The following is a 15,748-nucleotide window of genomic DNA, read 5'->3' as shown; positions in this document are numbered from 1 at the left end:
AACGGTAATGACTACACATGAACAGACTACTTATGCTTTAAGTGAAGAAATGCAAAGCCTTATGTATTGGAGCAGCATTTATTCACCAGCAGATGCCGATATTGACTCAGTCCGTGCGGCCTATGATGCGATGTGTCGACACTACACTTTGCCACGTGATGGCAAGATTGAAGTAGAAGATCGCTTTGTTGCAAATGATAAGCATCAAGTTCCTGTTCGTGTGTATTTACCAAAAACAAATCGACCTGAGTCTGGTTGGCCATGTGTGTTGTATCTACATGGCGGTGGTTGGATGGTCGGTGGACTTGACTCACATGAGTTTATTACCAGCTATTTGTGTCAGGACTTAAATGCAGTTGTCATTAGCGTAGATTACCGCATGGCACCAGAGCATCGCTTTCCAGCAGCTTATGAAGATTGTTTAGCAGTTTATCAATGGCTTAAAAAGCATGGTTCAACTTGGCAGATCGATAGCGAAAATATCGTTCTAGCAGGGGATAGTGCTGGCGGTAATTTAGCAGCAGCCCTTGCAGTGCATCTACAGCATAGTGGTATGCAAGCTCAAGGTCTGGCTTTGGTTTATCCATGCTTGAGTACTGCATTTGACACATCCTCTGCACAAAAGCATGCACATGCGCCGTTATTAACAACGGAAGATATGCATTTTTATTTAAAGGAATATGCACCTAACTCACAAGATTGGCAGGATTTACGTCTAGCGCCTTTATTGGCAACTGATTTTTCAGATATGCCTACAAGTTTTGTGGCAGTTGCAGAGTATGACCCTTTAAGTGATGACGGTTATCGCCTTACCCAAAAACTGGAACAAGCAGGCATCCCTAACGAGTTTCATTTAGGTAAAGGTTTATTACATGGCAGTTTACGTCTGATGCGTGATTGCCCAGAAGTTCAACAGTTATATCAAAACATGCTGAGTGCGATACGTCGTATGTTTGGCAGTACCGAAAAGATATCAATTTAATATCGAGTCATTTGGACGAAAAGAATTTAATGGAGTAAAAACATGAGTGCAGTTGAAAAATTACCTGAAGATTTTTGCGCAAACCCAGATGTTGCATGGACTTTCCCTAAAGTTTTCTATACTTCATCACAAGTTTTTGAGCATGAGAAAGAAGCAATCTTTGCTAAAAGCTGGATTTGTGTTGCACATGGCAGTGAATTGGCACAACCGAATGACTATATTACCCGTAAAGTAATTGGTGAAAATATTGTCATCATTCGTGGTAAAGATAGTGTTTTACGTGCGTTTTATAATGTGTGTCCACACCGCGGTCACGAGCTTTTAAGTGGCAGTGGTAAAGCAAAAAATGTAATTACTTGTCCATACCATGCATGGACTTTTAAGCTAGATGGTAGTTTAGCTTTGGCACGTAACTGTGACCATGTTGAATCTTTCGATAAAGAAAATTCAAGCATGGTGCCTTTAAAAGTTGAGGAATATGCAGGATTTGTTTTCATTAATATGGATGAAAATGCGACATGCGTAGAAGACCAACTTCCTGAATTTGCTGAGCGTTTAAATCAAGCATGTAGTGTAATTAAAGATTTAAAATTGGCAGCACGCTTTGTGACAGAAACTCCAGCAAACTGGAAAGTTATTGTCGATAACTACTTAGAATGTTATCACTGTGGGCCTGCACATCCGGGCTTTGCTGACTCAGTACAAGTCGATAAATATTGGCACACCACACATCAAAACTGGACACTACAATATGGCTTTGCGCGTTCATCTGAGAAGTCATTTAAGCTTGATCCATCAGTAACAGATCCTGAGTTTCATGGTTTCTGGACTTGGCCTTGTACCATGTTCAACGTACCACCGGGCAGTAATTTCATGACGGTGATCTATGAGTTTCCAGTAGATGCAGAAACGACTTTGCAGCATTACGATATTTACTTCACGAACGAAGAGCTCACTCAAGATCAGAAAGACTTAATTGAGTGGTATCGCAATGTATTCCGTCCTGAAGATTTGAACTTGGTCGAAAGCGTACAACGTGGTTTGAAATCACGTGGTTATCGTGGTCAAGGCCGTATTATGACTGACAAGCAACGTTCAGGAATTAGTGAACATGGTATTGCCTACTTCCAACATCTTGTAGCGCAGCATCACAAATAAAAAATGGATTTATTCAGGTGTAAAGATAACTTACACCTGATTCTTCAGTTAGGAAGATGATATGTCGAGTTTACAAAGCACTGAATTATTTCAGCAACAATCCTATATTAACGGGCAATGGCTAGCTGCACAGTCAAATGCAACAGTTCCAGTGACTAACCCAGCTACAGGCGAAGAAATTGGCACAATTCCAAATATGGGAGCTGCTGAGGCGACTCAAGCAGTTGAGGCTGCTTATACTGCATTGCAGAGTTGGAAAGCTTTAACTGCTCAAAACCGTGCAGATATTTTATTGGCTTGGTACAAACTGGTTCTCGATCATACCGATGAACTTGCTTTAATCATGACCATTGAACAAGGAAAACCTTTGGCAGAAGCGAAAGGTGAAGTGCGTTATGCTGCATCCTTTATTCAATGGTTTGCCGAAGAAGGCAAGCGTATCTATGGTGATGTGATTCCAACCGTAAATAACCAGCAGCGTTTTATTATCAGTAAAGAACCTGTGGGTGTCGTGGCTGCGATTACGCCGTGGAATTTCCCAATCGCCATGATTACTCGTAAAGCAGCACCAGCTTTAGCAGCTGGATGTACGGTCGTGATTAAGCCAGCGAATGAAACGCCTTATTGTGCTTTAGCGATTGCGAAGCTTGCAGAGAAAGCAGGTATTCCAGCTGGTGTGATTAATGTTGTTACTGGTAAATCTCAAGAAATTGGCTCGGTATTTACTTCACATGAAAAAGTGAAGAAATTGACCTTTACTGGCTCAACTCCAGTGGGGCGTTTATTGATGCAACAGTGTTCAAGCACTATTAAAAAATTAGCGCTTGAGTTAGGCGGTAATGCTCCTCTGATTGTGTTTGATGACGCCGATTTAGATAAAGCTGTACAAGGTGCGATTTTTGCCAAGTTCCGTAATGCAGGCCAGACCTGTGTTTGTGCTAACCGTATTTATGTGCACGACAATATTTATCAAGCTTTTGCCGAGAAGTTTGTACAAGAAGTACAAAAGTTTAAAGTTGGTAATGGGCTAGAAGATGGTGTTCAAATTGGCCCATTAATTAATGAAAAAGCAGTGTTAAAAGCACAGCAGTTGATTGATGATGCGGTAAGTAAAGGAGCTAAAGTTGCTTGCGGCGGTAAACAACATGCTTTAGGACAAACCTTTTATGAGCCATCGGTTCTAACGAATGTAGACCGTACAATGAAAATTGTCCAAGAAGAAATTTTTGGTCCAGTTGCGCCGCTCATTCGCTTTACAGATGAAGCAGATGTTGTTGCTCAGGCGAATGACACCATCTTTGGTTTGGCTGCTTATGTTTACAGCGAAAATATTTCACGTTTATGGCGAGTGTCAGAACAGCTTGAATATGGAATGGTCGGTATGAATGCCACAGCAATTTCAAATGAAGTTGTACCATTCGGCGGTGTGAAGCAATCAGGTGTTGGGCGTGAAGGCTCAAAGTATGGTCTTGAAGAGTTCATGACCATTAAATACATGTGTTTAGGGCTTTAAGGATAAGCCCTAGCAATAAGAAAATGCGGTAAAAGAAGGATTCTAATATGGCTAGTCATTATGAAATGTTCCCGGCAGTTGTTACTCATGTGGAGCAGCTAACCCCTTTAATCAAACGGTTTACGTTCAAACGTCAAGATGGGCAGAACTTTCCTCGATTTAGTGGGGGAAGCCATATTATTGTCAAAATGAATGAACAGCTTTCAAATGCATATTCATTGATGAGCTGTACGCAAGATCTATCTACTTACCAAGTCTGTGTCCGTAAAGATGTGGAAGGTAAGGGCGGTTCGGTTTTCATGCATGATCAGTGCAATGAAGGCTGTGAAATTCAGATTTCAGAACCAAAAAATTTATTTCCATTAGCGGAAACAGGCAATAAACATATCTTAATTGCAGGCGGTATTGGCATTACACCATTCTTGCCACAAATGGATGAGCTTGCAGCACGCGGTGCTGAGTTTGAGCTACATTATGCTTATCGCTCACCTGAACATGCGGCTTTGTTAGATGAGTTAAAGCAGAAACATCCTGAGCACGTGTTTAGTTATGTTGATTCAGAGGGTTGCGCATTAAATTTGGATGAATTGATTTCATCACAACCTAAAGGTACACATGTCTATGTCTGTGGACCGAAACCCATGATTGATGCTGTGATTGATTGTTGTAATAAACACCGTTACCGAGATGAATATATCCACTGGGAACAATTTGCGTCAACAGTTCCTGAAGATGGTGAAGCATTTACGGTAGTACTTGCTAAGTCTAATCAGGAAATTGAAGTACAAAGTAACCAGACCATTTTACAAGCTATTGAAACATTAAATATCGATGTGGAATGTTTATGCCGAGAAGGCGTTTGCGGTACGTGTGAAACTGCTATTTTAGAAGGTGAGGCAGAGCACTTCGATCAATACTTAAGTGATGCCGAAAAAGCTTCACAAAAGAGCATGATGATTTGTGTATCAAGAGCAAAAGGTAAAAAGCTCGTATTAGATCTTTAATATATTTCTGTGGCCGATCAATTGCTTAAAGTATGAATTTGCTAAAAAATAAACAAATAATAATGATCTGAATCATATTTGTTCATTTGGTGGGCATTAAGAGTTTTGAAGTATTGACCTGCTATACAGAACTATAGATAATGCGCACACAGTTTACGGCTATGTAGCTCAGTTGGTTAGAGCACCGCACTCATAATGCGGGGGTCACAAGTTCAAGTCTCGTCATAGCCACCATTTTAAAAACCACGCTCCTGCGTGGTTTCTTTTTATCTATTTTTTACTCATTAAAATGTTTTTCAATCATATCGAGTGTTTTTGAGCTTTGATAAAAAGGAGCTAAGAGCGCTTGAAGCAACGGTTCCAAAATACCGTGCTCATTAAAGGCATCCATAACCTTCGGATAAAAGCGTAAAGCTTCAGTTTGCAAGTCGGTTTCGGTTAAACCAATCTCACTTAAAACCTCAAATAAACTTTGATCTTTATAAAAGTCATAAAAAACTTCGACGCCATACAAAATAAGATCTTGCATAAATTGCGACTGGCGTAACTCTTTCCAGTATTCATAAATTAAAACAAAGAACTCCTCAACATCGAGAGGAGTGAGCTGTTTCATAAACTCATACATTTTTTTATGTCTAATATCTTCCCAAACATGACGTATTAAGCTCTCTAAGTCTTCAGCCGATAAAAGGCTTAATTCAGTAAGCTGTTCATGAATAAAACTCGCAATCCACGTTTCAAGTTTATGTTCGAGACGTTGCTGCTGTAAAAAAGAGAATTTTTTGAGTTTATGTTGCCATTCAAAATGGTAGTCATTTACTGTCGAGGCAGTTAAAAATTTTGGTAATTTTTGTTCTAAGGTTGAAGTAGCAATATATTGGCAAAGCTGTTGAACAGAAGGGCTGCTTCTTAAAAATTCATTCAGATATTGAGGAATATGCTCCATTTCCAAAAATTTGGAAAGCCACATTTCAAATTGGTGGTCAGATACCAAATCTTGTAGCTGAATGGGAGATTTCATAGCAGATAAATAAATACGCTGTGCAATTTCCCCAATAAACTCAAGTAAGCCAGCGCCAAGCTGCATCTCAAAAGCATAACGTTTCACAACGGCTTGTAATTGTTCTAAATCCACAACTTCACAAAGTTTAATTTCATCAGCATGTTGCATAAACAGTTGAATGAACTGCTGGAAATAAATAGGTGAGTTTTCTATCGATAATTGTTTTTTGAAAAATTCCACCTGCTCAAGCAAAAGTGCTTGAGCAAGTGCTGTGGTTTTTGATGAGTTTTTCTGCTCAGTCATTCGCTGTCCAACCGTTGACAATCGGATAACGTCGTTCGCGACTAAATGCACGAGAAGTAATTCTCGGGCCAATCGCACCTTGACGACGTTTGTATTCATTACGATCAACTAAACGGATGACTTTTTCAACAACTTCTTTATCAAAACCTTTGGCAATAATGTCTGCCTGACCTAAATCTTCTTCAATATACGCATAAAGGATGGCATCTAATACATCATACGCTGGTAAAGAGTCTTGGTCTTTTTGATCTGGACGAAGTTCTGCAGAAGGTGGGCGGGTAATCACACGCTCAGGAATAACTGGAGTTTCACTTAAGCTATTACGGTATTTTGCTAGTTCAAACACGATTGTTTTGTAAACGTCTTTTAGAACAGCAAAGCCACCCACCATGTCGCCGTAGAGTGTGCAGTAGCCAACTGAAAGTTCAGATTTATTACCTGTAGAAAGCACCAAATTACCAAACTTGTTAGATAGGCCCATAAGTAATGTGCCACGAGCGCGCGCTTGTAAATTTTCTTCAGTTGCATCCGCTGGTGAGTTACCAAAGAATGGATATAGCGTTTGCATGAAGCTATTTACGATTGAATGTATTTCAGCAATACCGAAAGTCACGCCCATACGGCGAGCTTGTTCTGCCGCATCTTCTACACTAATTTGAGACGTGTAAGTGTATGGCATCATGACAGCTTGTACTTTTTCTGCACCAATTGCATCAACAGCAATTGCTAGTGTAAGGGCAGAGTCAATACCACCAGATAGACCTAAGATTACACCAGGGAAACCTGAACGCTCTACATAGTCACGCGTTGCCATAACTAAGCTTTGATAGATTTCTGCAAAAGTTTCCAATGCTGGAGCAGACTCAGTGACTTTATATAATTTGGTATCACGGTCAAATTCAGCAATATAAAGATCTTCTTTAAAGCTTGGTGCTTGTAAAGCAATTTCACCATTTTGATTGCTGACAAAACTTGAACCATCAAAAATTAAATCATCTTGTCCACCAACTTGGTTAACATAAACAATATTTAAGTGAAGTTGTTTTGCAAGCTCGCTTAATGTTTGTTTGCGATGTTGTGGTTTACCTACTTCATATGGAGATGCATTAAGTACAAGTACAGTATCAACATTTAATTGGCTTAATTGCTTAACAGTATTGATTGACCAAATATCTTCGCAAATGAGGACACCAAACTTGTGACCAAGGTATTCAAATACCAAATGTTGATGACCTTTTTTGAAATAGCGCTTTTCATCAAAAACGCTATAGTTTGGCAAGTTGTGTTTATTGAAAACACCTAAAACCTGACCATCTTTCATGACCGCAGCTGAATTATAACGTTGGCCATCTTCAGTCTGGTTCACGAAGCCGAAAACCATCACGATATCTTTAACTTCGCTAAGTCGAGTAAAAGCCTTTTGCATACGTTTGTTTAAATTTGGACGTAGCAATAAGTCTTCAGCTGGATAACCAATCACAGAAAGCTCAGGAAAAATAATCAGGTCAGCGTCTTGTTTTTTCGCCTGATTTGCTTGCTCAATCATCTTTTGGGTGTTTGAGTCAATATTGCCAATATGCGGAGAAAACTGAGCAAGGGCAACTTTAAAACTTTTCATTCAAACCTAATCCTAGATCATAACGAATATAAATACACATAGTGTTGATTTTTATGAATATAATTTTTCAACGATGTGTATGACACGATAATAAACAAGTAAAATAGTAAACAAAAATGTCAAGATCAATAATATATACCAATCACATATTTTCTGCGTAAAAATAACGAGATTTTCTGTATACAATAGAAACAAGCTTCATTATTTTTATTGTTTGTATACTGCCTTAACACTCCAAAATTTGGAATAAGTTTTTATACTTATTTTCAATAATTTGACAGTAATAAACTCAAATCTCAACTTTATTTTCATATTTTTTTGTTTATAAAATTTGCGTTGAGTAAGTTGGTAAAAATGTTACGTTGAAGTCAAACTCAATTATTTTCTTACAAATCCAGTTGAGGTAAACAAATAATATTGGGTAGCTTACCTGAACAGATATCTCTCGCAATCTCTCCTTGTTGTTCAATATTGTAAGAACTAAATGCTTTTTGCGGATGATAGGTGTATTTGTAAGGATTGTAATATTTAAAGCTGAGGTAATAGGCAGATTGTAAAAATGCGCCTTTTAGTAATACATGAATACCTCGCTGATATTGCATAACATGGGTGAGTTCATGAATAAAAATACCTTGTATGAACTTAGACTCTAAAGCGTAATTGCGACTATAGTCAGAAAAATTTACATAGATATTTCCATTTGGAGCCATCAAAATTCCATGAGCTTGCCAAGGTAAGTAACGAGTAGCAATAATTTTAGGACGTTCACAATCTAGCAGATCACCAAAAACCCTTTGCGCTAAGGCTTTTTCTTCAGGCGTAAGGAATCGAATTGGATAGCTTTTTAAGTGACGAAGAATAAAAAGAGTAAAAATAATAAATTGTTGATCTAGGGCGAATTTAAAAGCGCTGAGAGTGAACATAGTTTTGCTATTAAATAAGTTCATCTATTTGTTTAGCAGCATAACATACATCAACTATGTTGAAAGACAGACACAATGAACGATATTTATTTCTTACTTGATGATTTGAGTACCTTATTTGGCAAAATGTCCGCTTTAAATCTGATCAGAGGCTTGTAAAATCTCATCCTAATTATTGATTATAAAGGCGCCGTGACCATTAATAAGTTTAATTGAAAACAGGTTAACTGACTAAAATGAATTAAAAATTTAAATGAGAAGTCTTAGACAATAAAAAACCCCAGTTAAAACTGAGGTTTTACGACAACTAAAATCACAACCGCAAATAAAATTAAGGTTGGCATTTCATTGAAGAAACGCCAGAACTTATGTGATTTATAGTGAGCATTTCCGATAAGCTTTTTACGATAGTAACCACACACTAAATGGTAAACCACTAATAAAGCCACTAGTCCAACTTTTAAGTAAAACCATGTGGCTTCATGGTAGTGTCGAGTTGCATCACCCCACTCAACGAGAAAGTGTGCAGTAATTAATGTGGCAATCATAGAAGGCCACATAATTCCTCGATACAACTTGCGTTCCATTACTTCAAAGCGTTGATGACTTGCAGCATCTTCACTCATAGCATGATAAACATATAAACGTGGTAAGTAGAACAAAGCAGCGAACCAACAAACCACAGCAATAATATGTAATGCTTTTACCCACAAAAAAGCATCAGAAGGTGCATCCATCGTTAATCCTAGGTGGGATTATGCATCCCACTTCTTGAAAATTAGGCAAGCGTTTACACCGCCAAAGCCAAAACTGTTACTCATTACAGTATTCAATTTTGCATCACGTTTTTCAAGTACGATATCAAAAGGTTTTGCGCCTTCATCAAGTTCAGTTACGTTGATGTTTGGTGCAATAAAGTCATTTTGCATCATAAGAACAGAGTAGATAGCTTCTTGAACGCCAGCTGCTCCTAAGCTATGACCAGTCATAGATTTAGTTGAGCTTAACGGTGGTACTTTACCTTCACCAAAAGCACGTTCCATTGCTTTAAGTTCAGTAACGTCACCCGCTGGAGTAGAGGTACCATGTGTATTTACATAGTCAATTGTTTCTACGCCATGCTGTTTGGCTTCTTCAAGTGCCATTAAAATACAGCGTGTAGCACCTTCACCACTTGGAGCAACCATATCTGCACCATCACTGTTTGCTGCATAACCGACAACTTCAGCTAAAATGTTCGCACCACGTGCTTGTGCGTGTTCAAGCGATTCAAGTACTACGAAACCACCACCGCCAGCAATTACGAAACCGTCACGGTCTGCTGAATAAGGGCGAGACGCAGTTTCAGGAGTATCGTTATATTTTGAGCAAAGTGCGCCCATTGCATCAAACAATAAACTTTGAGACCAATGATCTTCTTCACCACCACCAGCAAGCATAAGATCTTGTTTGCCAAGTTGAATAAGGTTATATGCATAACCAATTGCATCTGCAGAAGTTGCGCAAGCACTTGTAATAGTATGAGCAATACCTTGTAGTTTAAATGCAACACCTACGTTTGCCGTAATGGTATTTGACATATTACGTGGTACAAAGAAAGGACCTACTTTACGTGCACCTTTAGTTTCTAATAACTCAGTCATTTCAACAACAGATGCAGTTGAACCACCACCTGAACCACCTGCAATACCATAACGTGGGTTGCCGCCAATTTGTTCAGGTGTGAGTCCTGCATGTTCAACCGCAGCTACAGCAGCGTTGTAAGCATACATCGCACAAACGCCCATAAAGCGTTTTAATTTACGGTCGATATGATCAAAATCTTGTTCTGCAGCAGCGCTGACATGGCTTTTAAAATTAAGTTCAGCGTAAGTTGGGTTAAAACGTGTCCCCGAGATTCCATTTTGAAGTGAGTGAGTAACTGCTTCTAAAGAGTTACCGATACATGAGTTAATACCCATACCAGTGATTACGACACGTTTCATCTACAGGTCCCTTTATGGTGATATTTAAAGTCTATGAACATCAGCAGCTATTAAATGATAGGAGAAGATAGCTGGAAGAACATTAGACATATGTTTTCGTTGCTACCATGATAGCAGAAAGGTTTTTTATTTCTTATGGCAAATCTTTATGTCAATTGTGCATTTAAAAAAATAACCAAATACATAGTATGTTTCATTTAGGGTTAACTAAAATACACACATTCAAGTTGAGATAAATCTACATTCCACCTAGTATTTATCTCTAATTAGATAAATTAAAAAATCGAGGTACTGGATGACAAAATTTAATAATAATCAATCTGACAATTTGTTTTCTCAGGTCTTCGGAGTGGCTAAAAAGCTCAGTTCTACTGGGTTAAACATCTTGCAGCAAAGCCAAATAGGTGAGGTCAGTAAGTTGGTCGAGCCACTTACGAGTGGCAAAACAGTAGAAGGTAATGCTAGAAACAAAAGCCCGTTTGAAGTGGAACAATATGAAAGTCCACAACAAATGTTACGTGAACATTTACCTAAAGTTACTCGCCAAGTTTTTGGTCGTCATTTCAGAAAGGTCAATGGTATTGCTACATTTATTTCACCTGACTGGAATGAGAAAATATCAAGCTATTTATTTGATGCGCTGAATGACTTTAGTTCGAAAAGTACACTTACTGAAAAAATATTAGAAGAGGCAGGTGCAAAAGACCTATTTGAGTTAACTAAGGATACTTCACGCTCTCAACGTTTAAGTCAGGCACTGATTGAACAAAATAAATTGATTGCAACAATACAAGGTACGATTACTGGTGTATCTGGTATGGCGGGAGCGGCTGTAGATATTCCTGTATCTTTAGTTTTAGTTTTAAGAACAATTTATCAAACTGGAAGATCACATGGTTTTGATTTAAATGATGGAAGTGATCAAGATGTTGTTGAGTTTATTTTTAAAGAAGTCGATATCAGTCTGATTGCTGAAAAGCAGACGGTACTTTTGGCATTAAAAGCGTTACGTAATATGTTAGAGACACAAGATGTTCAACAGTTTCAGCAATTACTGGGGTCTTCAAATGATATTGAAACCTTAAAAAAATGGTTGGTTGATGAAAATGGCGAGTTTAAATGGAACTGGTTAAATAAAGTTCCGCAACTTGCTTCTGTTGGTAAATTTACTCCTGCAGTGGGGGCAGTGCTCAGTGCTGTTTACAGTTGGAAGTTACAAGAAGATGTGGGTCATAAGGCACAAGCCATTTTTGGTGCTGCACGACACTATTTAAATGAACATCCGAATGAGCATTTATCACCACTTCAAGCTTATTATGCTGCCGTGACTCTTATTCAAAAGGCAAGTCCTCGTCTTTTGAATGTTGGAGAAAACGGCAGTATTCACGCGGCACAACATCATAAAATAGAAAATCATGATGTAATTTCAAAAGTGGCAGTTGTGGTTAAATCGAATACTTCTGAAAAAAGTGAAGAAAAAGTGCAAGAAAATGTTCATCAAGGTATTGAGCAGCTTGCAGAAAAACATGTGGTCGAGCACGAGCATAGTGAACAAAAACCAGCATTAGAAATTGAAAATGATGATGTTATAGAAGATCAAAAGTACTCTTAACAATACAATTACAAAGATAGGGTTTCAAAACGAAATTTCACCCCTATTTAATTTTGTAAGTCATCCTGTCAAACATTGATATGGTCAACATTTGGTAATTATTGCCGTGTTGACCATTTTTGCATCTTAGCTTACAATTATGTGCCCTTAAAAAGAGGTATTTTCTTTTTGAGGTTTTTTAATAACGGGAGAATTGCCATATGGCAACAACGAATCAGTTGATCCGTAAGGGTCGTACGACTTTGGTTGAAAAATCCAAAGTTCCTGCGTTGAAGGCTTGTCCACAACGTCGTGGTGTTTGTACACGTGTTTATACAACTACACCTAAAAAACCTAACTCAGCTATGCGTAAGGTTTGCCGTGTTCGCTTAACTTCAGGTTTTGAAGTATCTAGCTACATCGGTGGTGAAGGTCATAACTTACAAGAGCACAGTGTTGTTCTTATCCGTGGTGGTCGTGTTAAAGACTTACCAGGTGTACGTTACCATACCGTTCGTGGTTCTTTAGACTGTGCCGGCGTTAAAGATCGTAATCAATCACGTTCTAAATACGGTACTAAGCGTCCTAAGAAGTAATTCTAGGAAACTAGTCCAAAAGCCCTTTAGCGTTTCGCTTGTTTGAATTCTTCATAGATTTGTAATTCAAGCGACGTATAGTAAGGCCAGCGTCGTGTACATGACACTTGTACAAACTGCTGGATTATCCTGAAGTGTCATATTATTAGGTGTATTAAAATGCCAAGACGTCGCGTAGTCGCTGCTCGTGAGATCCTTCCAGATCCAAAATTTAGCAGCCAAACAATCGCTAAATTCATGAACCACGTAATGCAAGATGGTAAAAAATCTATTGCTGAAAGTATCGTTTACGGTGCTTTAGAACGCGTTCAAGAAAAAAACAAAGTAGACCCAGTTGAATTTTTCGAGACTACTCTTGAGAAAGTTCGTCCTATGGTCGAAGTAAAAGCACGCCGTGTTGGTGGTGCTACTTATCAAGTACCTATGGAAGTACGCCCATCCCGTCGTACTGCCTTAGCTATGCGTTGGTTAGTAGATGCTGCTGCTAAGCGTTCTGAAAAAACGATGGCTTTACGTCTTGCTGGTGAGTTGCTTGATGCAGCTGAAGGTAAAGGTGCAGCAATCAAAAAACGTGAAGATGTGCACCGTATGGCTGAAGCTAACAAAGCCTTCTCTCACTACCGTTTCTAAGCGGATAAAACAGGCCTTATTCAGGAGAATATTCATGCGTACAGCAGCTCGATTCAACATTGCTCTCTATCAAAGTGGGGGCTTTGCAGGTATTTAAGTTGCCTGTTTGGATATTCGCGCGCATCAATTTAATTGGTGCGTCCTGTTTTAAATATAACATTTAGGAATGTAGACATCATGGCTCGCCAAACCCCAATTACTCGTTACCGTAACATCGGTATTTCTGCGCACATTGACGCAGGTAAAACAACTACAACTGAACGTATTTTGTTCTACACAGGTGTATCTCACAAAATTGGTGAAGTACACGACGGTGCAGCAACAATGGACTGGATGGAACAAGAACAAGAGCGTGGTATTACAATTACCTCTGCTGCTACAACTTGTTTCTGGTCTGGTATGGGTAACCAATTTGAACAACACCGTATCAACGTAATTGACACCCCAGGACACGTAGACTTCACAATCGAAGTTGAACGTTCTATGCGTGTTCTTGACGGTGCGTGTATGGTTTACTGTGCTGTAGGTGGTGTACAACCTCAGTCTGAAACTGTATGGCGTCAAGCGAACAAATATAAAGTGCCTCGTTTAGCATTCGTGAACAAGATGGACCGTACTGGTGCAAACTTCTTCCGTGCTGTTGAGCAAGTTAAAACTCGTTTAGGTGGTAATCCTGTTCCTATCGTTGTGCCAATTGGTGCTGAAGATACATTCCAGGGTGTTGTTGACCTTATCGAAATGAAAGCGATTATCTGGGATGAAGCATCTCAAGGTATGAAGTTTGAATATGCTGATATCCCAGCTGACCTAGTTGATACGTCTAACGAATGGCGTACAAAAATGGTTGAAGCTGCGGCTGAAGCTTCTGAAGAATTAATGGACAAGTACCTTGAAGAAGGTGATCTTTCTAAAGAAGAGATCATTGCAGGTTTACGTGCTCGTACATTAGCTTCTGAAATTCAAGTAATGCTTTGTGGTTCTGCGTTCAAAAACAAAGGTGTTCAACGTATGTTGGACGCTGTAATTGAATTCTTACCATCACCTACAGAAGTTAAAGCGATCGAAGGTATCCTTGACGACAAAGACGAAACTAAAGCGTCTCGTGAAGCATCTGACGAAGCTCCGTTCTCTGCGCTTGCGTTCAAAATCATGAACGACAAATTCGTAGGTAACTTAACATTCGTACGTGTTTACTCTGGTGTTCTTAAACAAGGTGACCCGGTTTATAACCCAGTTAAATCTAAGCGTGAACGTATCGGTCGTATCGTGCAAATGCATGCGAACGAACGTCAAGATCTTGATGAAATCCGTGCAGGTGATATCGCAGCATGTGTAGGTCTTAAAGACGTTACAACTGGTGATACATTATGTGATGAGAAAAACATCATTACTCTTGAGCGTATGGAATTCCCAGAGCCAGTAATTTCATTGGCTGTTGAACCAAAAACTAAAGCAGACCAAGAAAAAATGTCTATCGCTTTAGGTCGTTTGGCTAAAGAAGATCCATCGTTCCGTGTTCGTACAGATGAAGAATCTGGTCAAACAATTATTGCTGGTATGGGTGAGCTTCACCTTGACATCATTGTTGACCGTATGAAGCGTGAATTCGGTGTTGAAGCTAACATTGGTAAACCAATGGTTGCTTACCGTGAAACGATCAAAAAGTCTGTTGAACAAGAAGGTAAATTCGTACGTCAAACTGGTGGTAAAGGTAAGTTTGGTCACGTATATGTACGTCTTGAACCGCTTGATGTTGATGAGTCTGGTAAAGAATACCAATTCGTTGAAGAAGTTGTTGGTGGTGTAGTACCTAAAGAATTCTTTGGCGCGGTTGACAAAGGTATTCAAGAACGTATGAAGAATGGTGTATTAGCTGGTTACCCTGTTGTTGGTATTAAAGCGACATTATTCGACGGTTCTTACCATGATGTCGACTCTGACGAATTATCGTTCAAAATGGCAGGTTCTTATGCCTTCCGTGATGGTTTCATGAAAGCGGATCCTATCCTTCTTGAACCTATCATGAAAGTTGAAGTAGAAACTCCAGAAGACTACATGGGCGATATCATGGGTGACTTAAACCGTCGTCGTGGTATGGTTCAAGGTATGGACGATCTTCCTGGTGGAACAAAAGCAATTAAAGCAGAAGTTCCTCTTGCTGAGATGTTTGGTTACGCGACTCAAATGCGTTCTATGTCTCAAGGTCGTGCGACTTACTCAATGGAATTTGCTAAGTATGCTGAAACTCCACGTAACGTGGCTGAAGGCATCATTGCTAAATTCCAAGCTGGCGGTAAAAAAGGTGACGACGAGTAATCTTTCGATTACTATAAGCCCTAACTAATTCTTAGTTGAAAACCAAGTGCTCATGGGGTGACCCTCCATGAGTAGTTAATAAAGGAAGATCATCATGGCTAAAGCCAAGTTTGAACGTAATAAGCC

Annotated in this window: 13 protein-coding genes and 1 tRNA gene; 9 read left to right on the top strand and 5 right to left on the bottom strand. The window is 39.2% G+C overall.

What is annotated here, in order from left to right:
• Positions 1–7 precede the first annotated feature (7 nt).
• The 5 genes from B554_RS0100880 to B554_RS0100860 all read left to right on the top strand — a co-directional run bounded on the left by B554_RS0100880 (position 8) and on the right by B554_RS0100860 (position 4,891).
• Positions 8–982, top strand: a complete 975-nt coding sequence (locus B554_RS0100880; RefSeq protein WP_019456629.1) for an alpha/beta hydrolase — start codon at positions 8–10, stop codon at positions 980–982.
• A gap of 42 nt (positions 983–1,024) precedes the next feature.
• Positions 1,025–2,140: a carnitine monooxygenase subunit alpha gene (gene cntA / locus B554_RS0100875; protein WP_002120432.1), complete on the top strand. Its 1,116-nt coding sequence runs from the start codon at positions 1,025–1,027 to the stop codon at positions 2,138–2,140.
• A gap of 61 nt (positions 2,141–2,201) precedes the next feature.
• Positions 2,202–3,653 carry an NAD-dependent succinate-semialdehyde dehydrogenase gene (locus B554_RS0100870; protein ID WP_019456628.1) on the top strand — a complete coding sequence of 484 codons (1,452 nt, stop codon included), beginning with the start codon at positions 2,202–2,204 and terminating at the stop codon, positions 3,651–3,653.
• 47 nt (positions 3,654–3,700) lie between these two features.
• On the top strand, positions 3,701–4,657 hold the full coding sequence (cntB, locus tag B554_RS0100865) for a carnitine monooxygenase, reductase subunit CntB (protein ID WP_019456627.1): 957 nt from the start codon (positions 3,701–3,703) through the stop codon (positions 4,655–4,657).
• A 157-nt stretch (positions 4,658–4,814) separates the two neighbouring features.
• Positions 4,815–4,891, top strand: a tRNA-Met gene (locus B554_RS0100860).
• A 43-nt stretch (positions 4,892–4,934) separates the two neighbouring features.
• Here B554_RS0100860 and B554_RS0100855 read toward each other — a convergent pair.
• The 5 genes from B554_RS0100855 to B554_RS0100835 form a co-directional block, all read right to left on the bottom strand.
• Positions 4,935–5,963 (bottom strand): hypothetical protein, encoded by a 1,029-nt coding sequence (locus B554_RS0100855; RefSeq protein ID WP_019456626.1) that lies wholly within the window; start codon positions 5,961–5,963, stop codon positions 4,935–4,937.
• Positions 5,956–7,581, bottom strand: a complete 1,626-nt coding sequence (locus B554_RS0100850; RefSeq protein WP_019456625.1) for an NAD+ synthase — start codon at positions 7,579–7,581, stop codon at positions 5,956–5,958. Before B554_RS0100850 ends, B554_RS0100855 begins: the two co-directional genes overlap by 8 nt.
• A 386-nt stretch (positions 7,582–7,967) precedes the next feature.
• Positions 7,968–8,528: a hypothetical protein gene (locus tag B554_RS0100845; RefSeq protein ID WP_019456624.1), complete on the bottom strand. Its 561-nt coding sequence runs from the start codon at positions 8,526–8,528 to the stop codon at positions 7,968–7,970.
• 260 nt (positions 8,529–8,788) lie between these two features.
• Positions 8,789–9,241: a protoporphyrinogen oxidase HemJ gene (gene hemJ / locus B554_RS0100840; protein WP_004703336.1), complete on the bottom strand. Its 453-nt coding sequence runs from the start codon at positions 9,239–9,241 to the stop codon at positions 8,789–8,791.
• 18 nt (positions 9,242–9,259) lie between these two features.
• Positions 9,260–10,489: a beta-ketoacyl synthase N-terminal-like domain-containing protein gene (locus tag B554_RS0100835; RefSeq protein WP_004703335.1), complete on the bottom strand. Its 1,230-nt coding sequence runs from the start codon at positions 10,487–10,489 to the stop codon at positions 9,260–9,262.
• 295 nt (positions 10,490–10,784) lie between these two features.
• Between B554_RS0100835 and B554_RS0100830 the strand changes: the two genes are divergently transcribed.
• The 4 genes from B554_RS0100830 (at position 10,785) to fusA (ending at position 15,622) form a co-directional block, all read left to right on the top strand.
• Positions 10,785–12,101: an EcsC family protein gene (locus tag B554_RS0100830; protein ID WP_019456623.1), complete on the top strand. Its 1,317-nt coding sequence runs from the start codon at positions 10,785–10,787 to the stop codon at positions 12,099–12,101.
• Positions 12,102–12,301: 200 nt separating this feature from the next.
• The gene (rpsL, locus tag B554_RS0100825; protein ID WP_002050319.1) at positions 12,302–12,676 is read left to right on the top strand and encodes a 30S ribosomal protein S12; all 375 of its coding nucleotides are present in this window, start codon (positions 12,302–12,304) and stop codon (positions 12,674–12,676) included.
• 159 nt (positions 12,677–12,835) lie between these two features.
• The gene (gene rpsG, locus B554_RS0100820; protein WP_001138055.1) at positions 12,836–13,306 is read left to right on the top strand and encodes a 30S ribosomal protein S7; all 471 of its coding nucleotides are present in this window, start codon (positions 12,836–12,838) and stop codon (positions 13,304–13,306) included.
• 177 nt (positions 13,307–13,483) lie between these two features.
• Positions 13,484–15,622 (top strand): elongation factor G, encoded by a 2,139-nt coding sequence (fusA, locus tag B554_RS0100815; RefSeq protein WP_019456622.1) that lies wholly within the window; start codon positions 13,484–13,486, stop codon positions 15,620–15,622.
• Positions 15,623–15,748: the final 126 nt, after the last annotated feature.

The sequence above is a fragment of the Acinetobacter sp. GG2 genome (genome assembly GCF_000292385.1).
Classification (GTDB): Bacteria; Pseudomonadota; Gammaproteobacteria; order Pseudomonadales; family Moraxellaceae; genus Acinetobacter; species Acinetobacter seifertii.
The sequence above is the reverse complement of the archived record's forward strand: the minus strand, read 5'-3'. Positions and strand labels throughout refer to the sequence as shown.

Bases quoted from the DNA above. Each gene is read 5' to 3' on its own strand.
- cntA (WP_002120432.1), top strand. From the start codon at position 1,025: ATGAGTGCAGTTGAAAAATTACCTGAAGATTTTTGCGCAAACCCAGAT.
- cntB (WP_019456627.1), top strand. From the start codon at position 3,701: ATGGCTAGTCATTATGAAATGTTCCCGGCAGTTGTTACTCATGTGGAG.
- B554_RS0100880 (WP_019456629.1), top strand. From the start codon at position 8: ATGACTACACATGAACAGACTACTTATGCTTTAAGTGAAGAAATGCAA.
- B554_RS0100855 (WP_019456626.1), bottom strand. From the start codon at position 5,963: ATGACTGAGCAGAAAAACTCATCAAAAACCACAGCACTTGCTCAAGCA.
- B554_RS0100870 (WP_019456628.1), top strand. From the start codon at position 2,202: ATGTCGAGTTTACAAAGCACTGAATTATTTCAGCAACAATCCTATATT.
- B554_RS0100835 (WP_004703335.1), bottom strand. From the start codon at position 10,489: ATGAAACGTGTCGTAATCACTGGTATGGGTATTAACTCATGTATCGGT.
- B554_RS0100845 (WP_019456624.1), bottom strand. From the start codon at position 8,528: ATGAACTTATTTAATAGCAAAACTATGTTCACTCTCAGCGCTTTTAAA.
- rpsG (WP_001138055.1), top strand. From the start codon at position 12,836: ATGCCAAGACGTCGCGTAGTCGCTGCTCGTGAGATCCTTCCAGATCCA.
- rpsL (WP_002050319.1), top strand. From the start codon at position 12,302: ATGGCAACAACGAATCAGTTGATCCGTAAGGGTCGTACGACTTTGGTT.
- hemJ (WP_004703336.1), bottom strand. From the start codon at position 9,241: ATGGATGCACCTTCTGATGCTTTTTTGTGGGTAAAAGCATTACATATT.
- B554_RS0100850 (WP_019456625.1), bottom strand. From the start codon at position 7,581: ATGAAAAGTTTTAAAGTTGCCCTTGCTCAGTTTTCTCCGCATATTGGC.
- B554_RS0100830 (WP_019456623.1), top strand. From the start codon at position 10,785: ATGACAAAATTTAATAATAATCAATCTGACAATTTGTTTTCTCAGGTC.
- fusA (WP_019456622.1), top strand. From the start codon at position 13,484: ATGGCTCGCCAAACCCCAATTACTCGTTACCGTAACATCGGTATTTCT.